The sequence below is a fragment of the Mucilaginibacter ximonensis genome, assembly GCF_042686265.1.
Lineage (GTDB): Bacteria > Bacteroidota > Bacteroidia > Sphingobacteriales > Sphingobacteriaceae > Mucilaginibacter > Mucilaginibacter ximonensis.
Genome location: NZ_JBHUPD010000001.1, coordinates 417184 through 433303, shown reverse-complemented (window position 1 = coordinate 433303; position 16120 = coordinate 417184). Strand labels below are relative to the sequence as shown.

Below are 16120 nucleotides of genomic sequence, written 5' to 3'. Positions count from 1 at the left end.
AGATGATCTTTCTAAACAATTATCACTTAGAAAAGTTAAGTTTAAACCAAGTGGCAGCAACGTATTGCCGTCGCTTTGCGTATCTTTAAGTATGAATATCGGGGAAATTGAGCGTTTAATTAAAATCAGCAGAGAAAGGCCGCTGATGCCGGAGACCTATATCCCCTGGCAACTAGAGCCCGAGGCTAATGATATTTTCCTGCCGGAAACGTTAACGTCATTACAGGGCCTTGATATTTACGAGACACTTACCCCTACCCAAAAACTTGAGCTAGGGCGACATGAATTGGTACAGGTTATCGCCTCCTATGCCTGGGGCGAGTGCCTGTTCTGCGTTTTTATGACGCGACATTTGATCACCCTACCAGCAGATAATGTTGAACATCAATTCCTGATCCGAGAGCTCATCGAAGAATTTCGTCACCAGGAAATGTTTGCGCAGGCGATAGCGAAAATTGGCGGTAAGCCGATAAAACAAAGTCGCGCTCATAAATTTTTTGGCGAATTCAGCAATAAATATCTACCTGCCGATTACCTGTTTATGGGTAGTGTTTCGGTTGAGCTAGTGACTGATGTTTACGGCAACTACGCCCGCCGTGCGCCGAATATTTACCCGGTACTCAAAAAGATGTTCGACCTGCATAATATTGAAGAAGGCCGCCATATTTTGTTTACCAAGGCGCTGCTAAAAAGCTATTCTGAAAAGGCCGGATTTATTAAACGGACGCTTTACAGTTATGTAATTCTGTTCAATATCCTATTTGTACGCACTATGTACGTTAAGCGTGAGATCTACGAGCGTATCGGCTTATCAAACCCCGATCAAGTATTTAAACTGGCTTCAAAAAACTTTGAACAAAAATTTGCTGAGCGCTGCCTGGATGACATTATTGAGTTTGTGGATAGCTGGAAAGGCTTTAATTTTTTGACGAGGTTTGCGTGGAGGCGGATTTTGGGTGCAAAGGTTTGATATTAAAAAAGCGGTCATTGCGAGGAACGGAGCAATCCCTAACGTGCTTATCAACGAAGCTAGTGTAACTATCGCGCAGAGATTGCTTCGTTCCTCGCAATGACGTGGTGGATAAATTTAAAAACAAAAAGCGTCGTCACTCAATATGACAACGCTTTTCTATTTTAAGGCAATATTATTGGCAGCGACTAATCTCTAATCACTAACCAGTAATCTCTCTATTTATATCACCTCATTAATACTCATTTCCTTAATCTCTTTTATTTCAGGGCGACCGTTTTTGAAAGCTTTACGCGGAGTTAAACCCAGCAACTCAAACATTGCCATGTCTTCATCAAATGACGGGTTTGGTGTGGTTAACAATTTCTCGCCAGCGAAGATTGAGTTAGCGCCCGCCATGAAGCAGAAAGCCTGCTCAACGGTGCTCATCTCGGTACGGCCTGCCGAAAGGCGTACTACCGTTTTAGGCATAATGATACGTGTGGTAGCAATCATACGTACCATATCCCAGATTGAAACACGTGGCTGCTCGGCCAGCGGCGTTCCTTTTACCGGTACCAGTGCATTGATTGGCACTGACTCCGGGTGCTGAGGTAAGTTTGACAGCGTTTTCAGCATTGAAATTCTATCCTCGGTAGTTTCGCCCAAACCGATGATACCACCACTGCATACCGAAATTTTAGCTTTGCGAACGTGTTCTAAAGTTTTTAAACGATCATCGTAAGTGCGAGTGGTTATGATACGTTTGTAATCGTCTTCTGAAGTATCGAGGTTATGATTGTAAGCATACAGACCGGCGTCAGCCAGGCGCTGTGCCTGGTCTTCGGTAAGCATACCCAAGGTACAGCAAACCTCCATATCCAGCCCGTTCACAGCCTTCACCATATCAATTACCTTGTCAAAGTCGCGGTTGTCGCGCACTTCGCGCCATGCTGCGCCCATACATAAACGTGAGGCGCCACCAGCTTTAGCTTTTTCAGCAACGGCAATGACTTCTTCTTTAGGCATTATGGCGTGCACATCAACACCGGTATTATACCGTGCTGCTTGCGGGCAGTACGCACAATCCTCAGGGCAGCCGCCTGTTTTTATGGAGATCAGTGAGCTGATCTGCACTTCGGCATAATCTTTATTTTCGCGGTGAATGCTTGCTGCGCGGTAAACCAGGTCAAGCAAGGGGGTATTATATATTTCAGAGATTTGTTCTTTCGTCCAGTCGTGTCTAACTTCTGTCATCATGTTGATCAGTTTTAAGATTTCAAAAATACACCACAAGTGTTAATGATGCAATAAAAGATTTGTTGCCAACCAAAGCGAAAGCCAAAAGCCCGCGCAATCGGTAAATGTTGTTATGATAATTGATGATGCCACAGCCGGGTCGATACCTAGTCTTTTTAATATTAACGGTATGCCTGCGCCGGTCAATCCGGCAACTATTAAATTACCCGTCATAGCCAGAAACAGTACCAGCCCCATCATGGCGCTGCCGTCATAAAAAAGGGCAAATGCCCCCACAATAATGCCGTTTACCGCGCCATTGATCATTCCTACCGAAAATTCTTTTAATACCGTTCGGTAAGCCTGGTTATCGGTCAGGTCGCTCAATGAAATACGGCGCACGGTTACCGCTAAAGCTTGTGTAGCTGCGTTACCGCCCATCCCGGTAACAATGGTCATGTATGCTACAATTGCCGGAATAGCCACCTGCACTGTCGGGAAATGCCTTACTACCCCCGCTGCTAGAAAGCCCGTCGCCAGGTTAATGATGAGCCAGGGCAACCGGCTTTTTACCGCTTCCAACCAATTACCACTAAGTTCCTCGTCTTCGGATACACCGGAGATCTTTAATAAGTCTTCGGTATTTTCCTGCTCCATTACGTCGATGATATCATCAACAGTAATGCGGCCTATGAGCCTCATTTCATCATCTACAACGGGTATGGTAGTTAAATTATATTGCGAAATGAGTTTGGCTACCTCTTCCTGGTCAAGGTCTGCCTTTACAAAAATCGGATCATCTTTATATATATCTTTGATTTTGACGTCGGCATGAGCCTTAATAATATCTTTAATGGAAACTACGCCTTTCAGTACATCATATTCATCAACCACATAAATGGTGTAAAACTCCTCCATCTCTTCAGATTGACGAATGATCTCATCTAATGCTTCTTTTTTGTTGGAATTGACGTTAACACAAAGCAATTGCGGGTTCATCAAACCACCCGCAGTATTCTCGTCGTAACTTAAAAGGTGACGGATATTACTGGCGTCCTCATGGTCGAGGTCCTCCAAAATTTCCCGTTGTTCGTGTTCCTCTAATTGCGAGATAATGTCTGTAGCATCATCATAATCGAGTTCCTCAACGATCTCCGAACGCTTCTCCGGATCAAGGTTGATAAGGAGTTCGCCGGGACGATGCTCTTCGTCCATTTCGGCAATAACTTCCGATCCGAGGTCAGACGGCAGGATATTAATAATACGCTCACGCTCCTCAGGCTCCAGCTTTTCGAAGAGGATAGCAATCTCTGAAGGGTGATACTCCTTCAGAACTAACTCTAATTCAGCATCATCGCCTTCTAACGCGGTTTTGATGCGCAGGAAGTCCTTTTTATCTACCTCGAACGATTGCATACACCGACTAAATTAGGCATTTAAGCCGGGAAAAAGGCAATTTGATTTACGATTTTAGATTTACGAATTATGATTTGTTGCTTAGAAAAATTTCGTAATTCGTAATTCGTAATTCGTAATTCGTAATTCGTAATTATTTAAAGGCTATAATCGTACTTAGTTTTAGCACCGGTTATTTTATCCACCTTAGCCAATACCGCATTTACGTGCGTTTTACGGATAGACACCTGTATACTGCAATCATTATCAAAAGTTTGTTCAATGATCTGCAAATCGGCCTCTTTGATCAGGCGCATTACATCATTCATCTGCAAATAATCAAAGCTGATAGTGTAAATGTCATTGACCGTCTTTTCAATGATTTGGGAGACAGCCAAAACATCCTCTGTAGCGGTTTTATAAGCGTTGATCAATCCGGGAACACCGAGCAACGTCCCACCAAAATAACGCACTACAACAACCAGCGTGTTGGTGATATCTTTAGATAATAAAGTATTCAAAATCGGTCGGCCGGCGTTGCCTGAGGGCTCACCATCATCGTTCAATTTAAAAACAGAGCGGTCAACGCTTAAGCGCATGGCCCAGCAATGATGATTGGCTTTTGGGTGTTCTGTTTTTAGCTTCGCGATGACTTCCTTGATCTGGCTTGCAGACTGTATAGGATAAGCAAAGGCCAGAAACTTACTGCCGCGGTCGCGAAAGATAGCTTCGGCAGGCTCGGCTATAGTTTTATAAGTATCGTCAAACAGCATACGCGCCGCTTAAAAATTAAAGATCACAATAACAGCAATCAGCGACAGAGCGATGCCTATTTTATTGAGCATACTCAACTTTTCGTTAAATACAAACAGGCCGACCAAAGTGCCCAGCGCTATCACACCGATATTCATCGCCGTAAATACAATCGACGGTTTGCTAGCCAAAGCCTGGTGCGCTTTAAGGTAAAACAGGATATTACCGAAGTTGGCTATACCCAGCGCCCAGCCTATTAAAATATGAGGGAATGAAAATTTGGTTTTGCTGCTGGCGATTTTAATAACAAGCATAATAACCGCACAGATAAAGCATAACACAAAAACCATAAACAGTAACGATGTATAAGGCACCGTCTTGAACGCCGATAATTGCTTAAATAAAACATCGATCACTCCCATTCCAACAAAAACAATTAGCAGATAGAACCAACCGCCTTTGGCTGCTTTACCACCGCTTTTACCCCAGGGAATTGAAAACAACACAGCCACTACGCCTAGCAATATGCCCACAATTTTGATGAGATGCAGGTTCTCGCCAAAAACAAAATAGGATGCCAGTATAGGAATGAATAGTGACAACCGCTGCGCGACATCTGTACGCACTATGCCGTTAGCCGTCACCGAAGCGCCAAGTATTACAAATAAAACAGGTAATAATACGCCCAGACCAAGTAAATTGTTAACCGGGGCAACGCTAAGGCTAACCCAATGCGGTTTAAAAATTATCCAGGTAAGTAAAATGGCGGTCGAGTAGTTCCAGGTTACGGCTTGCAAAACGTCAATATGGTAGCGCTTAGCCAGCTTTAGCATGATGGAAACCGCCACACTGCAACAAATACTTAATAAAATGTAAAGCATTGGCTTTATTATTTTTTGTAGATGATTTGTAGACGATCTGTGCCTGACAGAATCTCGTCGGCAATTATACCGTTAATTTTTGGAGCATTAATGCCCGAATTTAAACTTATTGCGCCGGTAAATACCCGCGCTTCGTCCCATAACCCGGCTTCGATAAAGGCGTTGAGTGTATACGCGCCGCCCTCAATAATTAGTGATTGAATGTCCTGCAAATACAACTGATACAAGATGTAATGTGGCACATAACGATCGAAATCCTCTAACGCTATGTATTTGATTTTACCGTCAATATCAGTCTTGATTTCGTTAAAAACCAAGGTCTCTACTGACTGATCAAATATATACAGTTCATGGTTTAATTCAAGTTTACGATCAATTACAACACGTTTTGGCGAACGTCCCGTGCCAAAGCGAACATTCAGTTGAGGGTTATCAATTGCAGCGGTGTTTTTCCCTACCAATATAGCATCCTCCTCGCCCCGCCATTGGTGCACCAGTTTGCGCGATTCGGTTCCGGTTATCCAGAACTGACGGCTATCGTCTGGCGCAAAAAAGCCATCCTGCGTTTCGGCCCATTTTAATATCACATACGGCCGGTGTTGCTGAACCTTAGTAAAGAAACGACGGTTTATAAACCTGCATTCATCCTCCAAAACACCCAGCGTTACTTCAATACCCGCAGCTTGCAGTTTCTCTATTCCCTTGCCGTCAACCTGCGGAAAAGGGTCGCGACAGCCTACTACCACATGTGGTATGCTATGCTTGATAATCAAATCGGCACAGGGTGGTGTTTTGCCATAATGTGCGCAGGGCTCAAGCGATACATAAATAGTCGACTCCTGCAGTAAATCTCCGGCGTTATTAGAGTTTGTCAATGCGTCGTTCACCGCGTTTACCTCGGCATGTGCCTGGCCATATTGCTGGTGATAGCCTTCACCTATTATCCTGTTGTTATGTACTATCACGGCACCTACCATAGGGTTAGGGCTCACCTTGCCTGCACCCAATATGGCCAGATCAAGGCAACGCTGCATATATTTTTCGTGATGTGGCACGGAGCTAAGATAGTGATTAGTGCGCTGAAGATTGGTTATCGAAGATTAAAGATTGGTGGCTAATAGCTAACTTCGCCGCAATGAAAACCATTAATGACGTTTTTTTGACCTATAAACAGTCTCTTACGACCATTTACGACCCGCAGGAAACCGAAGCTATCACTCTAATGGTTTTAACCGAATTACTCAACACCAGCAAAGCCGCCATCAAAGCATTTGGCGACCGCGGGCTAACCCTAACACAACAGGAAGAACTAAACAACATCCTTGGCCAGCTAAAAACAGGCAAGCCATTGCAATACGCTTTGGGTTATGCTGAGTTTTATGGTTTAAGGTTTCTGGTGAATCCATCAACGCTTATCCCCCGGCCTGAAACCGAGGAACTAGTACAGTGGGCATTAGCTTATGGTACAGGCCATCAAAATATTTTGGATATTGGTACTGGCAGCGGCTGCATTGCCATCAGTATTAAAAATAATTTACCAGATGCGCAGGTTTCTGCCATAGATATTTCTGTCGATGCCTTGAATACGGCTAAAGAGAATGCCCGACTAAGTGGGGTTGAAATAAATTTTATTAAGGCTGACATTCTAAATTTAAAATCAGAAATCGAAATTCCGAAATCCGAAATCATCATATCAAATCCTCCCTACGTTACACTTGAAGACAAAAAACTCATGCACCGCAATGTAACCGATTTTGAGCCGAATACCGCACTATTTGTCCCCCAAGATGATCCGCTGATATTCTATAAAGCAATAGCCAATTTTGCTTTAACCAACCTGAACGAAGATGGATTGCTATTTTTTGAAATCAATGAGAGTTTGGGAAGGGAGACTGCCCGGTTGCTACTTGACAAAGGTTTTAAGGATGTGGAAATAAGGAAGGATTTGAGCGGTAGGGATAGAATGATAAGGGCGTCTAAACCATGATTTTTAGGATTTAAGGATTACCTTGATTAAAGCAACCAATCTCTATTTAACACCATTTAATAATCTTATTAGATAAAAATCAAGGTCCTAAGAATTTAGAGATTACCTTTAATTGATATTATTTCATATCGATTCAACCTCAAAAGTAATCTCTTTAAATCTTATAAGTATTTCATTAAAAAATCAAGATAATCCTTAAATCCTAAAAATCAAGGTCCTAATTGCGTGGATGAAACTGAATTATCGTCCCCTTCAAATACTCTCTGTCTAAATGCGTATAAATCTCCGTCGTGGTAATGCTCTCATGGCCCAGCATTTCCTGCACGGCACGCAGGTCGGCGCCGCCCTCAACCAAATGTGTGGCGAATGAATGCCGGAATGTGTGCGGACTAATCGTCTTCTTCAATCCTACTTGCTCTGCCAGTTTTTTAATCAGCATAAAAATATAAACCCGGCTAAGCCTGCTGCCGCGACGATTCAGGAAAACATAATCCTCCTCTCCTTTTTTAATCGGCACATGTACGCGTACTTCGTCTATCCATATCTTAAGGGCTTTTACAGCCGCGCCACCGATGGGTACCAGTCGCTCTTTGTTGCCCTTGCCGGTCACTTTGATAAATTCAATTTCGAGATATAAGTTAGATAGTTTCAGTTCAGTTAATTCAGATACACGCAGTCCGCAGCCATATAAGGTTTCCATAATGGCTTTGTTGCGGGGGCCGTCAGGTTTGGATAAATCGATAGCATTAATCAGTTTATTAATATCCTCGTAGCTTAACGTATCGGGCAATTTGCGGGTTATTTTGGGCGCTTCAAGCAGCTCTGACGGGTCAATTTTAATTAGATCTTCCATCAGCATATATTTATAAAAAGCTTTAATGCCTGAAAGTATGCGCGCCTGCGACGAGGGTATCATACCCAATTCATTAATCCAAACAATAAACTGGCGCAAATCAGTTAAGGTAACACATTCAGCAGTAAGCTTAGTCGGTTGTATCTCGGCAAATTCATACAATCGCTGTATGTCGCGGGTATAAGCCTCGATAGAATTTAACGAGAGCGAACGCTCTAATTTTAAATAAGCCTGAAATCCTTTTATTGCTGATGGCCAGTTCAATTGATTTTAAATTAATGTTTTATACTTTTGAACTAATGAATATACAAATTATCAATGGCCCAAATTTAAACTTGCTGGGCGTTCGCGAGAAATCTATTTATGGCGACAGCAGCTTTGAAAGCTACCTGGAAACACTAAAATCACGCTACCCGCAACTTAACATTGCCTATTATCAAAGCAATGTTGAGGGCGAAATTATTAACAAACTGCATGAAATTGGTTTTAGTTTTGACGGCGTGGTGATGAATGCCGGCGCATACACCCATACCTCTGTTGCCATTGCCGACGCTATTGCAGCTGTTAAGACACCAGTTGTTGAGGTGCATATCTCCAACGTTTACAAACGCGAGGAGTTTAGACATCACAGTATGCTGGCCGCCAACTGCAAAGGCGTTATCGCCGGTTTCGGGATGGACAGCTATCGCCTGGCTATTGAGAGTTTGATAGCTCAATAAAACATTTTTAGCGTTCCGTTGTAATTGCCGTAGCAATCAAGCCGATGCGTTTGGTCATCGTCAAAAATTTGTGCTTTACCCCTGTCAAAATGCAGAGATCACTGAAACCGATATTTTTAATTGCCGTTATACTTTCCATTTTTTATTTTGATGGAAATGCGCAAAAACTAAGATCTGAAAGTGCAAGACAACGCAAGGCACAGCGCTCTCGCGATTCGCTATTACGTACATTTAACAAAGCCGATACATCTGTAAACAACCTGCTGCAAACGCTGGAACGATACAATTCCGGTTTTATGCAAATGAAAAACAGTTTCGCCGACGGGCTGGACACGCTAGAGGTTAGTGCCCGCGTACCTGCAATTGTAAAACGGCTTAATAAAATAAAAGACCAGGCCAATACACACAAAGCCAGTACGCTCCGGTATCTTTTTGTTTTGCGCAACAATCTGGATAATATACAAGGTGTTCTCGACAATTGGCAGGATGATCTTGATGCAATAAACAGCAGGCTGGTTCAAAACCAAAAAGACCTGATCAAATTTAACAATGATTCTTTGCTGGTTAAAACCATACCTACCGACAGCGCATTGCGGCAACGCTTTTTTGAGCGCCGGAAAGAAGTTATTTTATTGTGGTTAAACGTAGACAGCGCAAACCGGCGCAACCTGTTTAAAATAAATATTCTGCAAAACAAGGTAGCGGTAACTTACGCAAACGCGCTTGATGAAACCGACCAGATAGATGACAAGGTGAAGCAATTTGCACAGCGCGCGTTTGATGGCGAATTTGGCTATATATGGCAGGTAGACCCAAGCTACAATAACATAAAAACTGCTGTAAATGGAACCATTGAACTAAACCGGCTGTTACTTTACTATTTCGTTAGCAAACAAACCACCAGGCATTTTATAAGTATTGTATTTTTTGTACTGGTTGCCCTGTGGATTGCTTATAACCGCGAAAAAACAAAACGAGATACCGAAGCCGCTGAACTGCTTGCCGGACAGGCTAATTTAATATATAAATACCCGTTGCTATCGGCTTTATTGGTACCAGCCGTGATAGTTCCATATTTTTATGACCACCCGCCGGTAATATTTTTAGAGGGCTTTTTTCTGACCTCACTAATACTGGTAATGATGCTGGTAAAACGCCTGTTTGATCCAGAACAGTTTAAGGCACTGGTTCAATTATTTTACCTGACATTAGTTTACAGCGCCAGCAACCTGCTGGTGCAGATCACCAATCTTGACCGGTTTATTATACTGGCTCTAAGTGTGGCTGCAATAATCATCGCGCACCGTTTTCATAAAAAAGTATATCACGAACCTGCACGCTATCCTAAAAACACTTTATTCATTTTAAAGACATTTATTGCCGTGCAGGCGCTTGCCTTAACATGCGATTTATCGGGCAGATTCAGCTTAGCTAAAATTCTCGCTATTACAGCAACCTATAATCTTTGGCTTTTGCTAGCCTTGCATTTTGTGGTACAAATTATTAGTCAGGGTTTGTTGTTGCAGTTCCATACCAAAAAAGATGATGACAGCATTATAAGCTGGATAGATCATACTTTGCTGCAGGCCAAATTCAGAAAGATATTAAACGTAGGCGCAGCGCTGTTATGGCTGTTTTTCCTGTTCCAAAACCTTAATATAGACGATGCCGCTCTTGATTATATCAGCGATTTGTTAAACCAGGCACATACGGTAGCGGGTGCCTCATTTACCTTTGGTGGTTTTGTAATTTTTGTAGCGGTGATCTGGCTATCGTCTGTTTTGTCAAATATCATCAGTTACTTTTATGACATTGCGGCGCAACGCTCAGATATCGAATCGCTAAAAAAGAAAAACCGAACCTCCACCCTGTTAATCAGGATCGGTGTATTCACACTCGGCTTTTTCCTGGCAGTATTTGCCTCAAACTTTCCGTTGGATAAAATTACGATCATCATTAGCGCTTTTGGTATAGGTATTGGTTTTGGTTTACAGAACATAGTCAATAACCTGGTATCAGGCTTGATACTGGCCTTTGAACGGCCGATGCAGATAGGTGATATTATTGAGGTTGATAACCGGTCAGGAACTATTAAAGAAATCGGCATCCGCGCCAGCAAAATAGCTACGTCCGACGGTGCTGAAGTGATCGTTCCAAATGGCGACCTGATATCGCACCATGTTATCAATTGGACATTGAGTAACAATAATCGCCGGGTTGAACTAATTATTAGTGTAGCTTACGGAAGCGATATCGAAAAGGTGAAGCAACTGCTAAAAGACATATTATGTAATCGCGAAGATATTATGAATGATCCGGAGCCGTTGGTATTTCTGCATAACCTGAGCGAGAGTTCGGTAGACTTCAGAATCTTATTCTGGGCCGGGGATATTGGCCAATGGCTTGAATTAAAGAGCCGGGTTTTGAGCGACATCTATAGGGCCCTGAATAACGAAGGGATAGAAATTCCGTATCCAACGCGCGATATAAACGTAAAGTTATTATCAGCTGACGTGAAAGAGCTATTGGCTAACGATAAAAACAGCCAGATATCAGCACCACCAGAAAATCCTAATAAAAGCGGCGACGGTCAAGATCAGTAAACTTATGAAGTTTCCTGACAAAAAATGCCCACATAATACTGCCGTGATACATACCGGTTAACTTTGAGTTGTATTTTTTAAGGTGCGTACTTGATGCGTGGTCTCCGCTATCAAAAATATGTCGCACAAAATAGCGATGCGCCTTGCTAACCGCGCCGGCATCTTTGCGTTTTCCCTCGGTCAGAAAACGCAATAATGCGGCAAAATCTAAAAAGAAACGCGCCGTGATGACAATAAAGCCTTTCCAGAATGGCAGATTTTTTTTGATAAGCAGCAGGTTATTTCTGAAGTTTAAATAAGTTTTAAAAGGGTTTTCAGTAGTCAGGGTGCCCCCCCCTACGTGAAATATTTCCGATTGTGCACAATACATCACTTTATAGCCACTATTCTTTAGTCGCCAGCAAAGGTCAATTTCTTCCATATGCGCAAAAAACTGTTCATCAAAACCCTCGGCCTCATCCCAGTATTTCTTTTTGATGAACATGGATGCACCCGATGCCCAGAATACCTCGCCCGACTCTTCATATTGACCATGATCCGGCTCGATTTCATTCACAATGCGCCCCCGGCAAAACGGATAACCAAAGCTATCTATAAAACCACCGGCAGCTCCGGCATGTTCAAAACTACCTTTTTGGTTGTATGCTTTAATTTTAGGCGCAGCTACGGCAATCAGCGGGTCGCTTTCCATTAGTGAAATAACGGGATCAATCCAACCGGGGTGTACTTCGACGTCAGAGTTTAGCAGGATGTAGTAATCGGCATCAACCTGTGCCAACACCCGGTTATAACCGCCGGTAAAACCGTAGTTCTGATCATTTTGTATAATGCGGATGCCTGGATAGTTTTCGCGGATAAACTGCACCGAACCATCGGTAGAAGCATTGTCGCCTACAACAATATCCAGATTGGGCCATACTGATGACAGTACAGAGGGCAGAAACTGTTGCAGGTGTTTGATACCATTCCAGTTTAATATCACTATAGCTACTTTGGGATATTGACTCATCTTTTGTATTTCACGTGTTCCGGCTTAAACTTCCACCTTCGGTGCGACCATAGCCAGTATTGCGGCTCTCTATTAATAATATTCTCGAGAAACTTCACGTGTGCTTTAGTGATCTCGTATTCTTTTGTTTGTTTTGGATCTTCAAATAAGGTATAAAGAGTGTAAGTATAGTAACCTCTTTTTACCTTTTTCATGTCGTAATATAACACTACGCTATTTGTGGCCCGCGCTATTTTTTCGACGCCCAAAAATACAGGAGTTTTTTGGTTTAAAAAATCTGTAAAATAATCCAGTTCCTCGCGCGATGGCGTTTGGTCGCCCAGTAAGGCTATTGCGGGTTGCTCGTTGCGTAATTTAACCAACTCACGCATAGCCTTATTCATGGCCACAGGTACGGTGCCAAACCGGGCCCGTACCTGCTGAAAAAATCGATCAAAAATGGCACTTGTTAGTGGCTTATACACTATCAGAAATTTATTTTCAGTATAAAACGGAAAATTTTGCCCGGCCCACTCCCAATTGCAGTAATGCCCGCCTATAGCTACCAGACTGCGCCCTTGCGCATGATAATTAGTAATAACTTCCGGATTGGTTAGAATCACCCTTCTGCGTATTTGTTTCTCCGAGATGGAAACTGATTTTATTGTCTCAACTATCAAATCACATAAATGGCGGTAAAATTTGCGCTGAATTTCATGAATTTCCCGGTCGCTTTTTTCGGGAAAGGAGTTTTTCAGGTTTTGATAAACCACCCGCCGCCGGTAGTGAAAAACATAGTACAGCAGCGGGTACAATAAATCAGCAACAGCATACATCACCCAAAAAGGCAGCAATGAAAACAGGTAAAGCAAGAAAATGCCGATGCGCTGTGACAGGTTTTTTAACACGGGTAATGCAATTTTTGCAAACTTAAAACATCGGCACAAAAGTTAAAGCTGGCGGCTTACTAATACCGTAAATTTTACATTAATTACATTTTACCTGAATGTTAGGTTTTAGGTTTAAGTTTCCACCGCTTGTGCGACCACAACCAATATTGGGGTTCGCGGCGTATCATCGCTTCGAGATATTTTGTATGAGCCTCGGTAATTTCGTACTCGGCAGTATTTTTAGCGTCTTCAATCAATGACACCATTGTATATTCGTAATAGCCCCGTTTTATTCTTCGCATATCGCAAAATATTACGGCAGAATCTACCCGTTTAGCTATCTTTTCAATACCCAGAAAGACGGCTGTCGGCTGGTTTAAAAAAACGGTGAAATAATTTGCAGTGGCCATCGGCGGCGTCTGGTCTCCGGCAAAGGCCGATACGGTAAACTCATCTTTGTGAGCCAAACAGGTTTTAAGCGTTTGCGGCATGGGCACGCCTACAGCGCCAAACCTGGTGCGCATGCGTAAAAAATAATTATCCATAACCTCATCGGCTAACGTTTTGTAAACCACAAACAGCCGGGTGTGCGTACTAAACTCCAGGCTTACCCACTCCCAGTTACAGTAATGGCCGGTAACAGCCGTTATACTTTTACCTGCAGCCTTATGTTCATCGGCCCACTGCGGGTTGGTGCACACCATGCGGCGCTGCAGTTGTTTTTTTGAGATACTGGTCATTTTAATGATCTCGAGCATTAAATCGGCCAGGTAGCGGTAATATTTACGTTCGATATCGGCACGCTCGCCGTCCGACTTTTCAGGGAATGAATTGCGTAAATTCTCCTGCGTTACCTTTCGCCGATAACCTATAAGGTGATAAAGAACCACAAATAAGGCATCAGCTAATAAATAAAGTAACCAAAACGGCAGTAGCGATATCAGGTATAAAAAGAAAGTACCCAGCCTTGAAAGCCCTTTATTTATCATTAGTTTTGGGGGTTGTTACACAAACATAATTTATATGATTGACAAAGGCGCTCTAATGCCCCTATTTTATCTTCCGCCGGTAGCCTATTTCTCGGCTATTAAGAACCTGCGGCCGGATATTATATTTGAACGCGAAGAGCATTTTCCAAAACAAACCTACCGTAACCGGGCCAATATCTACTCGCCCGATGGTGTTTTATCGCTTACCGTTCCGGTTATAAAAGGCTCCAAAATGCATACCAAGGTTAAAGACGTCAAAATAAGTTACGATTTTAACTGGCAGCGCCTGCACTGGATGAGCCTGGAAACCTGTTACCGTCGTTCGGCTTATTTTGAGTATTATGAAGATGATTTTGCTCCTTTTTACCAAAAGCAATTTGAATACCTGTTTGATTTTAACGAACAGCTATTACAGCTGGTTTTAAAATTCACCAAATTACCGCTCGAATTAAAATATACTGAAACCTACGAGGCCCAATACCCCCAACTGCAAGACCTGCGTAACACCATGAGTGCCAAAACAGCCTACAATATTGAACAAAAACCTTATTTTCAGGTTTTTGAAGAACGCCAGGGTTTTATTAAAAATCTAAGCATTATCGACCTGCTGTTTAACCAGGGGCCGCAAACTATAAATTATCTGTAAATGGGTCATATTAAAAGAGTAAGGTACAGAACCGTTAAGCGCCAGAAAGTGGGCGAACGCCCGGGTGCCATCAACATAGCCGACGATGCTCTAAAACCTATCATTACCGTTTACTCTTATAACGAAAAAGAACTGGTTTGCGCAGACGGGCACGAACTGAAAGTAATACTGGATCAGTTTAAAAAATGTACTGACCATACCCATTGGATACAGATTCGCGGCTTGAATGACCAAAAACTTATTGAAGATATAGGCACCTATCTGAAAGTGAATCCGCTTGTTTTGGAGGATATAGCTAACACACACCAGCGCCCCAAATTTGATGAATACGACGACTATGTTTTCATGGTAACACGCCAGGTATATTTTAATGAAGAAGGCGAACTGTGCAACAATCAATTTTCAACCATCGTGAAGCCAAACCTCATCATAAGTTTTGAAGAGACGCACGACGAGCATTTTGAAGGTGTAAAGGCACGCCTCAAAGCAGGCAAAGGCGCCATACGCACCGCCGGGCCCGGCTACATGGCCTATGCGCTGAACGATACCATTATTGACACCTATTTTGTGCTGCTGGCCCGCATCGGCGATGAGTTGGACAGTGTTGAAGACCGTATGTACAGCAATGCCGACAAATCTATCATGTATGATACACAGCAACTAAAACGCACACTTATTATTTTGCGCCGCATTACCTGGCCTGAGCGCGATAAAATAAACGACATACTACGCTCGGATAATACACTGATATCTAACGAGGTAAAGACTTATTTAAAAGACGCTTACGACCACATTATTCAGGTGATGGACCTGATTGAAAACTATAAAGAGATTGCCAGCAGCATCATTGACCTTTATTTATCGCTGGTTAGTAATCGCATGAACGAGATTATGAAGGTGCTTACCATTATATCGGTCATCTTCATTCCGCTAACCTTTGTTGCCGGTATCTACGGCATGAACTTCGCCCGTGTTGACCCGGCCACCAATAAAGTAATGCCTGATAATATGCCTGAGCTTTACTCGCCGCATGGCTATATTTATGCTTTAGGCGGTATGGTGCTGATAGGCATTATACAGGTGATTGTATTTTGGAAGAAGGGCTGGTTTAGCAGGTTGTAACAAACCCGCAAGCGCATTGCCGTTTCGAGCATAGCAAGAGATCTATACACCGGCATTTTGGCGAGCTTAATATGTGTATAGATCTCTCCCGTTGGTTGAGATGACA

General features: G+C 42.8%; 15 protein-coding genes. 6 read left to right on the top strand and 9 right to left on the bottom strand.

The window, feature by feature from the left end; genetic code table 11:
* Nucleotides 1-91: 91 nt before the first annotated feature.
* Nucleotides 92-970, top strand: a complete 879-nt coding sequence (locus tag ACFS5N_RS02020; RefSeq protein ID WP_377181697.1) for a diiron oxygenase — start codon at nucleotides 92-94, stop codon at nucleotides 968-970.
* Nucleotides 971-1192: 222 nt separating this feature from the next.
* Here the strand turns inward: ACFS5N_RS02020 and bioB are convergent, their stop codons facing one another.
* The 5 genes from bioB to ribD all read right to left on the bottom strand — a co-directional run bounded on the left by bioB (nucleotide 1193) and on the right by ribD (nucleotide 6272).
* Entirely contained in the window at nucleotides 1193-2206 is a 1014-nt protein-coding gene (gene bioB / locus ACFS5N_RS02015) for a biotin synthase BioB (protein WP_377183882.1), read from the bottom strand.
* Nucleotides 2207-2248: 42 nt separating this feature from the next.
* Nucleotides 2249-3604, bottom strand: coding sequence for a magnesium transporter (mgtE, locus tag ACFS5N_RS02010; RefSeq protein ID WP_377181695.1), 1356 nt, complete (start codon nucleotides 3602-3604; stop codon nucleotides 2249-2251).
* A gap of 137 nt (nucleotides 3605-3741) precedes the next feature.
* Complete coding sequence (locus ACFS5N_RS02005) at nucleotides 3742-4356, bottom strand: IMPACT family protein (protein WP_377181693.1); 615 nt, start codon at nucleotides 4354-4356, stop codon at nucleotides 3742-3744.
* Between the two features lie 9 nt (nucleotides 4357-4365).
* Entirely contained in the window at nucleotides 4366-5217 is an 852-nt protein-coding gene (locus tag ACFS5N_RS02000) for an EamA/RhaT family transporter (protein ID WP_377181691.1), read from the bottom strand.
* Between the two features lie 8 nt (nucleotides 5218-5225).
* A complete protein-coding gene (gene ribD, locus ACFS5N_RS01995) occupies nucleotides 5226-6272 on the bottom strand; it encodes a bifunctional diaminohydroxyphosphoribosylaminopyrimidine deaminase/5-amino-6-(5-phosphoribosylamino)uracil reductase RibD (RefSeq protein ID WP_377181689.1) in 1047 nt (348 codons plus the stop codon).
* A gap of 80 nt (nucleotides 6273-6352) precedes the next feature.
* Between ribD and prmC the strand changes: the two genes are divergently transcribed.
* Nucleotides 6353-7204 (top strand): peptide chain release factor N(5)-glutamine methyltransferase, encoded by an 852-nt coding sequence (gene prmC, locus ACFS5N_RS01990; protein WP_377181687.1) that lies wholly within the window; start codon nucleotides 6353-6355, stop codon nucleotides 7202-7204.
* 217 nt (nucleotides 7205-7421) lie between these two features.
* On the opposite strand, the gene xerD is transcribed toward prmC, so the two are convergent.
* A complete protein-coding gene (xerD, locus tag ACFS5N_RS01985) occupies nucleotides 7422-8321 on the bottom strand; it encodes a site-specific tyrosine recombinase XerD (RefSeq protein WP_377181685.1) in 900 nt (299 codons plus the stop codon).
* Nucleotides 8322-8356: 35 nt separating this feature from the next.
* On the opposite strand from xerD, the gene aroQ reads away from it, so the two are divergent.
* Together aroQ and ACFS5N_RS01975 are read left to right on the top strand one after the other, a co-directional pair.
* A complete protein-coding gene (aroQ, locus tag ACFS5N_RS01980) occupies nucleotides 8357-8776 on the top strand; it encodes a type II 3-dehydroquinate dehydratase (protein WP_377181683.1) in 420 nt (139 codons plus the stop codon).
* A gap of 89 nt (nucleotides 8777-8865) precedes the next feature.
* Nucleotides 8866-11379 carry a mechanosensitive ion channel family protein gene (locus ACFS5N_RS01975; protein WP_377181681.1) on the top strand — a complete coding sequence of 838 codons (2514 nt, stop codon included), beginning with the start codon at nucleotides 8866-8868 and terminating at the stop codon, nucleotides 11377-11379.
* On the opposite strand, the gene ACFS5N_RS01970 is transcribed toward ACFS5N_RS01975, so the two are convergent.
* The 3 genes from ACFS5N_RS01970 to ACFS5N_RS01960 form a co-directional block, all read right to left on the bottom strand.
* Nucleotides 11348-12388 (bottom strand): glycosyltransferase family 2 protein, encoded by a 1041-nt coding sequence (locus ACFS5N_RS01970; RefSeq protein WP_377181679.1) that lies wholly within the window; start codon nucleotides 12386-12388, stop codon nucleotides 11348-11350. The genes ACFS5N_RS01975 and ACFS5N_RS01970 overlap by 32 nt on opposite strands.
* The gene (locus ACFS5N_RS01965; protein WP_377181677.1) at nucleotides 12385-13275 is read right to left on the bottom strand and encodes a lysophospholipid acyltransferase family protein; all 891 of its coding nucleotides are present in this window, start codon (nucleotides 13273-13275) and stop codon (nucleotides 12385-12387) included. Before ACFS5N_RS01965 ends, ACFS5N_RS01970 begins: the two co-directional genes overlap by 4 nt.
* 101 nt (nucleotides 13276-13376) lie before the next feature.
* On the bottom strand, nucleotides 13377-14246 hold the full coding sequence (locus tag ACFS5N_RS01960) for a lysophospholipid acyltransferase family protein (protein WP_377181675.1): 870 nt from the start codon (nucleotides 14244-14246) through the stop codon (nucleotides 13377-13379).
* 34 nt (nucleotides 14247-14280) lie between these two features.
* Here ACFS5N_RS01960 and ACFS5N_RS01955 point away from each other — a divergent pair, with 34 nt between their 5' ends.
* Nucleotides 14281-14892, top strand: coding sequence for a WbqC family protein (locus tag ACFS5N_RS01955; protein WP_377181673.1), 612 nt, complete (start codon nucleotides 14281-14283; stop codon nucleotides 14890-14892).
* Nucleotides 14893-16014: a magnesium/cobalt transporter CorA gene (gene corA, locus ACFS5N_RS01950; RefSeq protein WP_377181671.1), complete on the top strand. Its 1122-nt coding sequence runs from the start codon at nucleotides 14893-14895 to the stop codon at nucleotides 16012-16014. It begins immediately after the preceding gene.
* Nucleotides 16015-16120 lie beyond the last annotated feature (106 nt).